Source organism: Pseudoflavonifractor sp. An184, from assembly GCF_002160305.1.
Lineage (GTDB): Bacteria > Bacillota > Clostridia > Oscillospirales > Oscillospiraceae > Lawsonibacter > Lawsonibacter pullicola.
Genome location: NZ_NFKI01000003.1, coordinates 87,524 through 100,840 on the forward strand (window position 1 = coordinate 87,524; position 13,317 = coordinate 100,840).

The 13,317-nt window shown below is 52.4% G+C and carries 14 protein-coding genes and 1 pseudogene; 12 read left to right on the plus strand and 3 right to left on the minus strand.

Features of this window, described 5'->3' with window-relative positions; all coding sequences use genetic code 11:
* The first annotated feature begins 21 nt into the window (after positions 1-21).
* The 12 genes and pseudogenes from B5F19_RS02230 to B5F19_RS02285 all read left to right on the plus strand — a co-directional run bounded on the left by B5F19_RS02230 (position 22) and on the right by B5F19_RS02285 (position 8,446).
* The gene (locus B5F19_RS02230) at positions 22-231 is read left to right on the plus strand and encodes a helix-turn-helix domain-containing protein (protein ID WP_006877022.1); all 210 of its coding nucleotides are present in this window, start codon (positions 22-24) and stop codon (positions 229-231) included.
* Positions 228-668 carry a helix-turn-helix domain-containing protein gene (locus B5F19_RS02235; RefSeq protein ID WP_087287400.1) on the plus strand — a complete coding sequence of 147 codons (441 nt, stop codon included), beginning with the start codon at positions 228-230 and terminating at the stop codon, positions 666-668. Before B5F19_RS02230 ends, B5F19_RS02235 begins: the two co-directional genes overlap by 4 nt.
* Positions 662-1,024, plus strand: a complete 363-nt coding sequence (locus tag B5F19_RS02240; protein ID WP_242972671.1) for a hypothetical protein — start codon at positions 662-664, stop codon at positions 1,022-1,024. The genes B5F19_RS02235 and B5F19_RS02240 overlap by 7 nt, the downstream gene beginning before the upstream one ends.
* 359 nt (positions 1,025-1,383) lie before the next feature.
* A complete protein-coding gene (locus B5F19_RS02245; RefSeq protein ID WP_242972672.1) occupies positions 1,384-1,791 on the plus strand; it encodes a hypothetical protein in 408 nt (135 codons plus the stop codon).
* Positions 1,791-3,596: a MobP3 family relaxase gene (mobP3, locus tag B5F19_RS02250; RefSeq protein WP_087287406.1), complete on the plus strand. Its 1,806-nt coding sequence runs from the start codon at positions 1,791-1,793 to the stop codon at positions 3,594-3,596. The genes B5F19_RS02245 and mobP3 overlap by 1 nt, the downstream gene beginning before the upstream one ends.
* An 87-nt stretch (positions 3,597-3,683) precedes the next feature.
* Positions 3,684-3,938, plus strand: coding sequence for a type II toxin-antitoxin system prevent-host-death family antitoxin (locus B5F19_RS02255; protein ID WP_009260451.1), 255 nt, complete (start codon positions 3,684-3,686; stop codon positions 3,936-3,938).
* Positions 3,931-4,266 (plus strand): type II toxin-antitoxin system RelE/ParE family toxin, encoded by a 336-nt coding sequence (locus B5F19_RS02260; protein ID WP_087287409.1) that lies wholly within the window; start codon positions 3,931-3,933, stop codon positions 4,264-4,266. The genes B5F19_RS02255 and B5F19_RS02260 overlap by 8 nt, the downstream gene beginning before the upstream one ends.
* Before the next feature lie 216 nt (positions 4,267-4,482).
* Positions 4,483-4,785 carry a DUF6809 family protein gene (locus B5F19_RS02265; protein ID WP_087287412.1) on the plus strand — a complete coding sequence of 101 codons (303 nt, stop codon included), beginning with the start codon at positions 4,483-4,485 and terminating at the stop codon, positions 4,783-4,785.
* Positions 4,786-4,788: 3 nt separating this feature from the next.
* Positions 4,789-5,997: a site-specific integrase gene (locus tag B5F19_RS02270; RefSeq protein ID WP_087287416.1), complete on the plus strand. Its 1,209-nt coding sequence runs from the start codon at positions 4,789-4,791 to the stop codon at positions 5,995-5,997.
* Positions 5,990-7,618 (plus strand): site-specific integrase, encoded by a 1,629-nt coding sequence (locus tag B5F19_RS02275; RefSeq protein WP_087287419.1) that lies wholly within the window; start codon positions 5,990-5,992, stop codon positions 7,616-7,618. The genes B5F19_RS02270 and B5F19_RS02275 overlap by 8 nt, the downstream gene beginning before the upstream one ends.
* A gap of 92 nt (positions 7,619-7,710) precedes the next feature.
* Positions 7,711-8,220: pseudogene (locus B5F19_RS02280) on the plus strand (RNase III inhibitor); the annotation flags it as partial.
* Positions 8,221-8,224: 4 nt separating this feature from the next.
* A complete protein-coding gene (locus B5F19_RS02285) occupies positions 8,225-8,446 on the plus strand; it encodes a DUF2200 family protein (RefSeq protein WP_087287422.1) in 222 nt (73 codons plus the stop codon).
* Here B5F19_RS02285 and B5F19_RS02290 read toward each other — a convergent pair.
* The 3 genes from B5F19_RS02290 to B5F19_RS02300 all read right to left on the minus strand — a co-directional run bounded on the left by B5F19_RS02290 (position 8,433) and on the right by B5F19_RS02300 (position 13,276).
* Complete coding sequence (locus B5F19_RS02290) at positions 8,433-9,623, minus strand: IS256 family transposase (RefSeq protein ID WP_087287426.1); 1,191 nt, start codon at positions 9,621-9,623, stop codon at positions 8,433-8,435. The two genes, B5F19_RS02285 and B5F19_RS02290, sit on opposite strands and share 14 nt — an antisense overlap.
* A 435-nt stretch (positions 9,624-10,058) precedes the next feature.
* Complete coding sequence (locus tag B5F19_RS02295; protein ID WP_087287429.1) at positions 10,059-11,591, minus strand: ATP-dependent helicase; 1,533 nt, start codon at positions 11,589-11,591, stop codon at positions 10,059-10,061.
* Positions 11,591-13,276: an AAA family ATPase gene (locus B5F19_RS02300; protein ID WP_087287431.1), complete on the minus strand. Its 1,686-nt coding sequence runs from the start codon at positions 13,274-13,276 to the stop codon at positions 11,591-11,593. The genes B5F19_RS02295 and B5F19_RS02300 overlap by 1 nt, the downstream gene beginning before the upstream one ends.
* Positions 13,277-13,317: the final 41 nt, after the last annotated feature.

The following is a 13,317-nucleotide window of genomic DNA, read 5'->3' on the forward strand; positions in this document are numbered from 1 at the left end:
AAACACCGGAGGTACTAAACATTGAAACTGTCTGTCTACAAATCCTACGACGACCTGCCCCTGTTCCTCAACGCCAAGATGGTTGCGCAGGTACTGGGCGTGTCCATCTCCACCGCCTACGAGCTACTCAACGATCCCGGTTTCCCCACGCTGCGGGTGGGGAGCCGTATGGTAGTTCCGAAAGAGAAGTTCATCCAGTGGGCGGAGGGACAGTCGGGAGGTGCCAAATGAGAAAACAGTACTGGCCCAAGCGGGACCCTATCAAGAACTACTTCCCCCTCCCCAACGAGATCTTCTCCCTGGGACTGTCTGCCGGGGCAATTGCAGTCTACGGATTTCTCCTCCACCGGGAAGACCGGAAGACCTACCAGTGCGTGGCCAGCTACCGGACCATCGGAGAGGCGGTGGGGATGAGCGTCAACACGGTGCGCAAGTATGTGACCGAGCTGGAGGATCGCGGTCTGATCCGGACGGAGCGCACCACCGTCACAACCCGGGACGGACGCACCCTCAACGGCTGTCTGCGTTACTACATCCTACCCATCCAGATGTCCATCGAACAGTTCTATGCGCGGCAGCTCCACGCAGCTGACCTGGCGCTGGAACGGCAGAGAGCGGAGCAGCGCCTGGCGGCGCTGGAGAGAAAGGAGTGTGCCTCCGGATGCTGATGCAGATGATCGACTGCATGATCGAGCAGGACCCGTCTTTGTCAGCACGGCGCACCATAGACATGCGGCGATACATTGTCAACCGGTGGAACCGTACGCACGAGGAACCTATCGACGAAGATGCGGTAGCTCTGTTCCTCTGCGATGAGAACCGTGGAACCCTGACAGATGAACAAAGGATCTTTGCGAGGGAGTGCCGTGAGGAGATCAAGGCCTGCTATCGAAATGTGGTGTTCCAGATGTTTCAGTACGGCGAGATGATGCACCGGCATCTGGTGTCCGGACCGGAGGAATACTGCCGAATCTTTCTGCCGCAGTACACCGTCCCCCTGCAGCAATCGGCTTCCCCCGTGTAGCGGCCTGTGAGCCGCTGTGTGCCTCGATTTCGGGAGGGGCAGAGTCCCTGCCCCTCCCGGCGGTCTCGGGGCGGATTTGGCCCGTTGTTCCACCGCTGTGGAGGAGGCCTATCCGGGGAATTTGCCGCCCCATAACTGATTTACGGAGGACGAAAGGAAAAGCAGGAGAAAGCCTTGGCGCTTTTATGGCGCCTGGGCGGTCACTTCCGCCCGCAGTGCGGGCGGTTTCAGGGGTTGGAGTTGGCGCTGTTCCGACCAACCCGATTTGAGATTGGCGCTGTTTTTCGCAAAAGCCGCCTGAATCCCCGCTGTGACAGGCTTTCGGGCGGCGCTGATGCAATAAGGAGGGGATTTTGAATTTGAAAAAGGAAAATAAGAAACATTCCGTCTGGCTCAGTGAAGCCACCTGGACCGAGGTGGAATCGCGCTACCGGCGGGATAACTGCTCCACCAGAAACGAATTTATCGAAAAGGCCATTCGGTTCTACTCCGGTTACCTGGATACGGAGTCTGCCGATGCTTACCTGCCGCGGGTCCTCGCCGATGTGCTGGAGGGTAAGCTGGGAGCCCTGGGCAAACGGATGGGACGCCTGCTGTTCAAGCTGTCGGTGGACCAAAACCTCATGGGAAATATCCTGGCCGCCGACATAGAGATCGACCCGGATCAGCTGCGAAAAGCCCGGGTCCGGTGCGTCAAAGAGGTGAAGGAAACCAACGGTGAAATCAGTTTTGAGGACGCTGTCCGCTATCAACAGGAGGCTGAGTGATGCCGGGACTGATCCAGAAGTCGGGCTACATCAAGCCGGGAAACGGCGGCGGACACTACGCCGAGTACATCGCCACCCGGGAGGGTGTGGAGCTGATCGAGGCTCCGCGCCCCTTCCATGACGGCGGCGGATACCTGGAATATATGGCGGAGCGTCCCCGCTCCCACGGTTTGTTCTCCGCCGACAGTCCCGCTGATCTGGAGAAAACCATGGCAGAGATCAACGGGCATACCGGGCCGGTGTGGACCTTCGTCTACTCCTTGAAGCGGGAGGACGCCCACCGGCTGGGCTATGAGAACAGTGAGAGCTGGCGTAAGTTATTGCTGGCCCACCAGACGGAACTGGCTCAGGCCATGAAAATTTCCCCGAACAATTTCCGATGGCGGGCCGCCTTCCACGATGAGAAGCACCACCCCCACATCCATATGATGGTCTGGTCAGCGGACCCCAAGCAAGGTTTTCTAACAGAAAAGGGTATCGAGAAGATGCGCTCCCAGCTGTCCAATGAGATCTTCCGAGACGAACTACTGTCTCTCTACCAGAAGAAAGATCTGTCCTACAGCCAAGTGCGGGACGCGGCAACGGAGGCCATGGGGCGGCTCATCCGGGAGATGGAGACAGGCCTGTGCCACAGCCCTATCATCATGGAGCAGGTGGAGAAGCTGGCCGAAATGCTGGAGAACCACAAGGGCAAAAAGGTCTACGGCTACCTGAAAAAACCGGCAAAGGCGCAGGTGGACGCCATCGTGGATGAACTGGCCAAGGTCCCGGAGGTGGCAGAGTGCTACGAACAGTGGAATCAACTCCGGGACGAGCTGGAGCGTTACTACAAGGACGTGCCCAGAGAGCACCTGCCGCTCTCCCAGCAGAAGGAGTTCAAAGCCATCAAGAACATGGTCATCCGGGAGGCGGAACAGCTCCGGCTCGGTACGTTTACCTTCGAGGATTCCCGTGTGAGAGATGAAGTGGATGAGGACCAGGATGCGGTGTACTTCGCCTGGGACTCCAACTGGCGGATGACCGAGGCCTACCAAAGCGCCAAGGAGGTGCTGGAGGAGTACGAAAACCCGGAGAGTGAAAAAGCGGAACAGGTGCGGGTGCTGGAACAGCTCTGGCAGAGAGGCTTCCCCCTGGCCGCCTATCAGCTGGGCAAGTGCTGGCGGGACGGACGAGGCGTTCTCCCCGACGACGAGCAGGCGGAACTGTGGTTCCGGCGGGCGGCGGACGCAGGATATGACTTCGCTCAGTACGCGCTGGGAAAGTTCCTTCAAGGCCAAAATCGAACGAATGAGGCGGTATCCTGGTATGGAAAAGCGGCGGCCCGGGGGAACTCCTGGGCCGCCTACCGCCTGGGAAAGCTGTATCTGGAGGGGAAAGATGTCCCGAAAGACGTGCCAAAAGCGGTGGCCTGCCTCACCGAGTCCGCCGAACACGGGAACCAGTATGCCCGGTACACTCTGGGTAAGTTGTACCTCGCCGGGCAGGATGTCCAACAGGACCGGGAGCGGGCCTGGACGTATTTCTATGAATCGGCGGAACAGGGAAACGAATACGCCGACTTCTTTCTGGAGCACTTCGATCAGGCGGGCAGGCCCAATGTGTTCCTGGCGGCCACCCGGCTGCTCCACCATCTGAGTCAGATCTTTCGTGACAACTCGGTGCCGCCCGCCGCTCCGGTGGGACAGCGGGTGGACCGAAAGCTGCGGCGGAAAATCCAGAAAAAGAAGATCGCCATGGGCCACAAGCCAGATGACCATGAGGAAACTCTCCGGCAGGACATGGGCGGCATGACTATGGGGTGGTAGCAATCGCCAACGAAACCGCAGTAAAAAATGCTGTTGAATTTTACAGCAGATCGAGGTATACTAAGGGCAAGAAAGGGGCTGAACACCATGCCGAACATCAAACCCATCTCCGATCTGCGTAATTACACGGAGGTTCTGCATGACGTGGCTGTAGGCGCTCCGGTTTTTCTGACGAAGAATGGCCGGGGCCGCTACGCCATCGTGGACATGCAGGACTATGAGCGGACACAGGCCACCCTCCGGCTGATGAACGAGCTGGCCAAGGGCCGCAAGTCCGGGGAGGAAAAGGGCTGGTTGACGCTGGAGGCCGTAGAAAAACATCTCGGAATCGCAGATGAATAACCTGCATTTATCCGACGAGGCGCAGGCTGATTTGGCCGGGATCAAGTCCTATATCGCAAAGAATTTGGAAAATCCCAGCGCAGCGATCTCCACGGTACGGAACATCACAAAGGACATCCGCAGATTGCGGGAGCACAGTCTGATTGGCGCGTCCCTGTCCTCGATTGCCGATGTCGAGAGTGACTATCGTTTCCTGGTGACCGGCAGTTACCTCACTTTTTACCGAGTTCTTGACAACGATGTCTATGTGGATCGTGTGCTCTACGGCCGCCGGGATTATCTTCGCGTCCTCTTTGGAGATGTGCAGGACGACGAAACAAACGAATAGAGACAATCTTCTCCATAGGGAGAAACGATTTGTCACCGGAACCGTCTGCAGAGATGCAGGCGGTTTTTTCTATGGCAGGCATATCAAAATCTGGACCGCAATACAAAGATAAAATCCTGCCCGCAGATGATAACTTTCTGAAAATAGTTGCGGTTGGGGGTGGCTATTTGGAGGAAGTTCGGGTATTGTGTGTTGCTGACAAAGGAGGCGGCACACATGCGCGACACACTGGAAAATCTGTACTTTGGAAATATCACCCCCAACGATCAAATCGTCAAATCGGGGACTGCCCTGAAAAAAGCCATGGAACAGTCAGCAGAGTGCGAGGAGAAACTCACCGCCCTGCTGGAGGACAAGGAAAAAACATTGCTGCTCCGGCTCATCAACGCGGAGAATGAGATCGGCAGCACCATGGCCCTGGAGAACTTCATCCTGGGTTTCCGGCTGGGAGTGCGCATGATCCTGGAGGCCCTGGACGAGGATGACGGCAGTCTGATCGACCCAAATAAGGAGGAATAGCCTATGGCAAAACGCAGGCCGTCCGGCGACGGCATGGTCCGAAAGCGGGAGGACGGCCGCTGGGAGGGCCGCATCGTGGTGGGCCACAAACAAAACGGCGAGCCCATCTTCCGGTATGTCCTGGCAAAGACCCAGAAGGAACTGCTGGACAAGCTCCACCGGGACCTGGAGGCCTTTCAGGATGTGGAGCTCACCGAGGACAGCCGCATGACCCTGGGGGAATGGCTGGACCGGTGGATGGAGGACTACGGCGCGGCCACCCTGCGGCCCAACACCCTGCGGAGTTATGAGCAGTTCATCCGGTGCTACATCAAGCCCTATCTGGGGGATAAGATCGTCTCCCGGGTGACCCGCATGGACATCCAGAAGCTGTACCGAAAACTGAAACACGAGGGCCGTGTCCGTGAGCACCCGGAATACGGCCACGAACTGTCGGACACCATGGTGCTCCGCATCCACGCCATGCTCCACCGGTGCCTGAAGGACGCGGAGGCCGCCCATGTGGTCGCCCGGAACCCCACCGACGGGGCCGTGGTGCCCAAGGCCAGCTATCGACCCAAGCAGATCCTCACAAAGGAGCAGATGGATACCTTCCTGGCAGCGGTGGACCGCAACGAGATCTGGCGGGACTTCTTCTACACGGAGCTGACCACCGGTCTCCGCCGGGGCGAGATCTGCGGCCTCATGTGGCAGGACTTCGACGAGAAGGCCGGGACGCTGAAGATCCTCCGGTCGGTGAACGTCCCCAAGGCCGGGGAGCTGGAGATCGGCGAGACGAAGACCAGCCAGGGCCGGCGGACCATCCGCCTGCCGCCCAGCACCGTCCAGCGGCTGAAGGAGCGGAGGAAGCACGCCGTCAGTCAGTGGATCTTCCCGGAACCGCTGGCTCCGGAGAAACCGGTGCGGCCCAGTGCCGCCTACTACTGGATGAAGCGGATCTTAAGAGAGGCAGGGCTTCCTGCGATCCGATTTCACGATTTAAGGCATACCTTTGCCACCCACGCCCTCACCAGCGGCGTGGACGCCAAGACCCTGTCCGGCATCCTGGGCCACACCAACGCCAGTTTCACCTTGGACACCTACACCCATGTGACGCCGGACATGCAGCAGGAGGCCAGCCACATCGTGGGCGGCTTTCTGGAAAATCTCCTGGGGAAAGACCTGAAACCGTGGCAGAAAAACAGACCGGAAGGAGGTAGATGCCATGGCTAAGCGGCGGAAAAAGGGTGAGGGCTCCGTCCGCCAGCGCAAGGACGGCCGCTGGGAGGGCCGGGTGGTCATCGGCTACGACGAGAAGGGCCTGCCCAAGACAAAGAACGTCCTGGCCAAGACGAAACGGGAGTGCCAAGAGAAACTGAAGCAGCTCCGGGAGACGGTGACCGGTCCCAGGACGGAGAAAGTCCGGCCGGAGATGCCCTTCGGAGAGTGGCTGGACTTCTGGTATCAGAACTACGTCAAGCCTCAGATCCGCCCCACCACCCAGGCCAACTACGAGGCGAAGATCTATCAGCACATCATCCCGGAGCTGGGGAAGATCCCCCTGAACCAGCTGGCCCAGAAGGACCTCCAGCAGTTCTATGCCCGGATGAAAACGGCCGGGCGGCTCATCCGCACGGAGCAGTTCGGCAAGGGGCTGTCCGACTCCATGGTGCGCGGCCTCCATGCCGCCTGCCGGTCCGCTCTGGAGAAGGCGGTGCAGGAGGAACTGATCCGCACCAATCCGGCGGTGGGCTGCAAGCTGCCGCCCAAGCGGGGCCGGGAGATGCAGGTTCTGGGCCGGGAGGAACTCCAGCGGTTCCTCATCCAGGCCCAGGCGGAGGGATACTTTGAGTTGTTCCTTCTGGACTTATGTACCGGCCTGCGGCGGGGCGAGCTGCTGGCCCTCCAGTGGGACGACCTGGACTTCAAGACCGGGACCCTGACCGTGAACAAGCAGGTCTACGAGGTGCGGGGACAGCTCCAGGTGAGCGTTCCGAAGACCCGCGCCTCCATCCGCAGGCTGGTCCTGCCGTCCGGCGTGGTGGAGGTGCTGCGGCAATACCGGGAGACGGTGGACTCCCGGTGGATGTTCCCCTCCCCGGTCAAAGAGGATATGCCCATGACGCCGGGAGCGGTGCGCCGGCGGCTCCAGATCATTCTGGAGCGGGCCGGGTGCAAGAAAATTAGATTTCATGATTTACGGCATACTTTTGCCACATTATCCTTGGAAAATGGCATGGATGTGAAGACCCTCTCCGCCATGCTGGGCCATGTGTCGGCGGCCACCACTCTGGACATCTACACCCATGTCACCGGGGATATGCAGACCGAGGCGGCGGCCAAGATCGACCGTGGGCTGGGCAACGAAGTGCGGGAGGAATCCGCTCAGTCGGAACGGGACGCAGCCTCATACTTCCAGCCGGTGCAGAGAAAGACCCGGAAGCCCGGCACCGGGTGCATCACCCAGATCAATGACCACCTGTTTGAGGGACGCTACTCCCCCACCTGGCCGGACGGCACCAAGCACTCTAAATGCGTCTACGCCCACACTCGGGAGGAGTGCGAGGCAAAGCTGAAGGTGCTGATCCAGCAGATGAATGCGGAGCGGCAGGCCCTACGGGACAAAATGCGGGGCATCACTCCGCCGGATAAGCTCACCAAAACGCAGAAGAAAATCTGGTTGTTCATGAAGTTCCACCCCGACGTGACCAGCTATCGAGCTATTGCCAGGGGCGCCGGGGTGACGAGGCATACTGCGGCTAAGTGGTATGAGATGGTGAGAGGGATGTTGGGAATACCGGAACGCACCTCCCGCCTTCCAGCGGATTGCCAGACAGGGGCGCTTGTGGTATGATGAGGGCAGAAATATGAGGATGTGCCGCAATGCCCTTGCAGATCGTACGAAATGACATCACCACCACGAAGATGGATGCTACCATCGGTAGGAAACTCTTTGCCGACATTGCTGCCTACATCGACGACCGCTATGTGGATGCCCACACCGACAGCCGGGAAACCAGCGTCGCCGGATGACTATGGCCTCCATGCCTATGGAGGAAGATACCCTGGCTCCCGCCGCGGCCCCAGCCGATTGGGACGAAACCCTCAACAAGCTGGACGAGAGCTTTTCCCAGATGCTACTGCGGAAGATCGACAAGGCTGGTATCACCGACACCCAGTGCTATAAGAAAGCCAACATCGACCGCAAACTATTCTCTAAGATCCGCTCGGATGTCCACTACAAGCCCTTCAAGCCCACCGCCATTGGCCCTCGCCGTAGCATTGGAGCTGCCATTGGAGGAGGCCCGGGAGATGCTGAGGAAAGCGTGCTTTACCTTTTCCCATGCCAGCAAGTTCGACATCATCGTGGAATATTTTATTGTCAACCAGAACTACAACATTTTCGAGATCAATGAGGCCCTGTTCGCCTTCGACCAGAGCCTGCTGGGAGGTTGAACCTATGCTGAAAGCAGATGTAACGATAATGCCCTTCGCCAAGCTATATTCACTGCTGGTGGCGAAAGCGGAGCGGAAGGGTCGCACCTGGGAGGAAATGGATCAGGTGACTTCATGGCTCACCGGATACACGCTACAGGAATTGTCCCAGCTGGAACAGGTACTGTCAAGAGTTATGCGCAAATTCGTTTGCAGACTCTGGCTGAATGAAGTCAGCCGGCAATAGAGACGTCTTCCAGAGCCGCCTCTAAGTGCTTCATATTCATGTACTTCTTGTTGCCCCACTGAGTGCCGGCTACATGGCGCAGGCGGGCACAGACCAGCATGAGGGCAGAGTTGCCGTCCGGGAAGGTTCCCACCACCCGAGTCCTTCGGCGGATCTCCCGGTTCAGTCGTTCAATCACGTTGTTGGTACGGATCCGGGTCCAGTGTTCATAGGGAAAATCACAGTAGGTCAGCGTTTCCTCAACACTGTCCTCCACCTTCTTGGCGGCCTCCTTCAGCTTCATCGCTCTCAGTTCTGCAACCACAGCTTTGGCTTTCTCGCGGGAGGCTTTTTTGTTCTCCTGAGCATGGATTGCCTTGAGCATCTTAGCCACCAGCTTTACCTTGGATCGAGGAACGACGGAAAATACATTGCGGTAACAATGCACTGTACAGCGCTGGTATTTGGCATCAGGAAACACTTCTCCTACGGCTTCCAGCATCCCCAGACACTTATCGCCAACAATGAGCTTTACGCCGTCCAGTCCACGGCCTTTGAGCCACTGGAAGAAATTCACCCAGCTGGCCTTATCCTCTTTCATGCCTTCGGCAGCACCCAGGACCTCACTGTATCCGTCCTCATTCACCGCAATTGCCACCAGAATCGCAACATTTTCGTACTCTCCGCCCCAGTTTCGCCGCAGGTAGATACCGTCCACATAGACATAGGGGTATTTGCCGCCCTGTAAGGGGCGGTTGCGCCAATCTTCAATGTGGACATACGCCTTCTTGTTCAGTTCACTAATGGTGGCTGGAGATACTTTGCTGCCCCACAGGGCCTCAGTAATGTCCTCCACACGGCGCACGGAGACGCCGGCAAGGTACATCTCGATGAGCGCTTCCTCCACGCTGCTCTCCCGGCGGCGATACCGCTCAATGATGGCCGTTTCAAAAGAGACGCCCTTAAGGCGCGGCACATGGAGCGTGACATCTCCCGAGGTGGTGGTAAGGTTTCGGTCATAGTGGCCGCTGCGGTAGCCCTGGCGGGCCTCATTACGTTCGTAGCGGGCAGCCTGGGTCAGCTTCTCAGCCTCCTGCTCCAGCAGTTCGTTCAGCGTTTCTTCCACGCTGCCCCGGACCAATTCCTTAAGCTGACCCTTGATTACTTCCTCGTTTAGCTGTACAATCTTTTCGGACATGGTTTACAGTCTCCTTTCAGAATGGTGTGTCGTGACTTCATTCTACCAGAGCTCTGCAAACCATGTCTATTTTTTATCCTTTTTTCAATTTGCGCAATTTATTGTACATTATCCTGGAACAGTCCGACACCAGCTATTCTTTCACATAATTCATTTAACGTAAGTCGCCGTTAGCTTTGACGCTTACAAAGCCGCCCGTAGGATTCTCCCACGGGCGGCATGGCTTTTACCTATTCAAAAATATATTTTGTCATTCTTCCATGACTTCCGACATCATCCTGTCACCCAACCTAAAGCTGTTCTGGAAGATCAGGCAATCCCTGTACTTCTCAAACCGTATTTCTGTTCATCCATCATGGAGGCTTTGAACTTTAGTGCCACTAATTTTCTGTACCCCTTACAGAAAGAAGTAAAGACGCTTCCCTCACGACATATTCAATTGTTCAAGCAATCTAAACAGTTGATTACAGTTGCTATATCCTTCATTTTTAAGCCAGACTTCCCCAATATATTATTTATATTCTTTGCAAATTGACTGGCACTCCAATCACCATTGATATATACCAAAATCAGTTTTGCTTTAGCTCGTGTAGCAGCAACATAATGGTTATAAACATCTTCTTCACTCGCCAGCCTATAGTCAGATACAAATAAAACTACTTGTTCAAACTCCAACCCTTTCGAAGAATGAAAGGTAATCGCAATTCGCTTCAATTCGTCCATATTGAACGCAGGATGAAACTTAGGGTCACAAATTGTTTCATATACTTTTTTGCAATGTTCTTCTTTGGTATCGTAACCCAAATAATCTGCAATCAATTCAACCTGTTTTACGAAAGCAGATGTATCCTCTTGCTTTATGCACTCATCCAAAAGGCTAAGAGATTTTTTTATGTAATTCAAAATTTTCTTATTTCCAACCACCTCATTAGGTATGTCATCTCTAAAATCATAAGCTGAATACTTTGGAAGAATAAAATACTTGGCAATCGCATTGTAAATCCATGCTGCGTCTGTAGTGATTTCTGAGATAGGTGTCTGTGGAATGTAGTTAAACTCCATGTCTCCATCGCTTAATGCCTTAGCGCCCGCTTCTGCGTTAGCTTTGCTATATCGCAACAATGCACATTTCTTATTGGGGTCCAAATGTTGTGTTACGGAAGCAACCCAATTCGACATTGTCGTGCATATCACAATTACGGGAGATAGATCATCGACAGTTTTATAGAGATCCCTCGTTTCATCACAGAGCAGATTCGAATAATTCTGTATCTGTTGACAGGAACGGAAATTATCTCTCATAAATTTTTTTGAAAAATCTTCCCTGTCCCAAATACTCATAAAAGCTTTCGGATATGCTCCTCGCCACATATAGATTGATTGCTTTTCATCGCCTACTACAAAAGTATCTATGTTTAGAATTTCACAGATGTACATAAACAATGCATGCATATCCTTATCGCAGTCTTGATATTCATCTACATAGATTTTGAAATACTTCGCCTTTAAATACAATTGACATGCCTTTGATTTCTGTAGAATCTCTAATGCAAGTTGGAATATGAAGTTCTCCTTGCTATTTGCATATGAGCAAAGGATTTGTTCATCCTTTATTTTTGTCAATCCTTCTGCAAACGTTTTTACCTTTACAGAATAATCTGTACTCATATCCAACTTATAAGCTCTTCCAAACACATCTTTCATGAAAGGCTTAATGATTTCTTCGATTGCAAAACTATTATTCGTTCCAATGAAATGATTGCTTGTATCGATAGTTAATCGATCTTTGATTTCAGCAGCCGCCTTAATTGTAAATGTAATTGCAGCAACTGCTTTATGCGTGTGACAATGAGCTATATCATATTCAATTTTAGATACCATAGTATGAGTTTTTCCGGTACCGGCACTCGCTCTTACTATTAGATTTCCCGGTAACTCTACGATTTCTTTTTGTATAGGAGATAGCATTACGGTATTACCTCCTTTAAACAAGCGAAGTTATAGTGTTCAAAAATGCGGGTACAGTCCTCTGGAGTAAGCTTTTCAACAAGTTCCACCATGTGATTATTCTTGGCATCTTGTAAATATCCAATTACATCTCCACCTGCTTGAGGAAGATATTCAACCATTTTATCATGAAGAACTTCATCCAAATCTTCTTCCAAACTACATCTCGACAAATATAGCGCATGTTCTTTTCTAATTTGATCCAGAGTTTCTCTGTTGCTGTCATATAGCTTTCGTTTAGCTTCCACGCCGCTTTCGTCAATAGGTTCCGTAGGAAGAAGATCTTCACCGATATAGTTGTTCAGTCTGGAGAACCCCAGTACACTATATTTTTCCTTGCCCTTGATTTTTCTTAAATCATTGTCGGTCTTGATAATGTTATCAATCTCTAATGCATCTAATATTTCAAAATATGGTCTAAATCCAAAGCCACAAACCGAAAGTATATAAATACCGTCTGCTTCAAAAAACGGGTTTAGTTCTGACAGGACCTTACCAAACAATACATTTTCAGAAGGCCCTTCAACAAGTAATACCTTATCTGCGAACACCGCTTCTACTAATCCACGATTCAGCATTTTTCTCTGGGTCTTAAACTCTGCTGGTACATTATAGAGCGCACTTTTGCTTATAATCTTATCAGCATTATATATACGAATTAGATTTACACGATCCATCTCTGCCAACACGTAAGGGGAATGGGTCGTCATAAACAAATACTGATATTTTTCATCCTGGAAGAGAATATGTGACAATGCAATTTGCATAGATCTATGCAAATGATTTTCCGGCTCTTCAATCAGGAAAAGATTGATCTTCTTTTCTTCCTCCTCTTTCGACAACAAGTCAAAAATAGCATATACCAGTAACTTTTTTCGTCCTTCACCAGAAGTTGGGTATAGCGAATTATCGGAATCCTGCTTAATGTAAGGCACAATATTAGAGTATAAGCCCTTCACTGCAATTTCTGATTTGACAGATACAGAGACATCTTCGTGTCTGTATTTTTTGTATTCAGGCGCAATTCTCTCCTCAAATGCTTTAATACCAGACAGACCAGAGATCTGGGTATTTAAATCATCACAGGCTTTCTGTATGTTCTCTAAAATTTCTTTGTCCTGCTCTTTGTCATTTACGAGCAATGTATTAGCATTTTTCTTAAACAGAGTATAGAGATTAACATATGCGTCAATGTAGAATACATTGAAAACATAGTCAATTTCGAAGAATGTTCCATGAACCTTCATTTCTTCAAGGTCTTCGGCATCTCCGCCCCAATACAAAACAGGTATGCCAACCATTTCTTTCTCGTCATAAGTAGCTTTTACCTTAATATAGACCTTGTCTTGTCCTGAAAGGATAGCGCCCTTCAATTTAGCACGAAGCTTCTGGCTATCGCCATCTTCGGTGTCTCCGATATCTATTGAGATAAGGATTTCTATTGGCGTATTGGTGTTCTTTTTGTAATAATCTGTATCAGTGAAATTTTGTCTTCTGATATCTTTATCAAACAAAAACCTCAATGCATACAGGAAGTTGGTCTTTCCAACATCATTCATTCCAAAAAGAACATTTTTGTTCGTTAGATCAATTGTTATATCTTCAAAATTTCTGAAATTTTTTATTGTTACCGCATCAAATTTCATAATATTCCACCTCGAAAGTTCTTCTGAATATATAAATTATA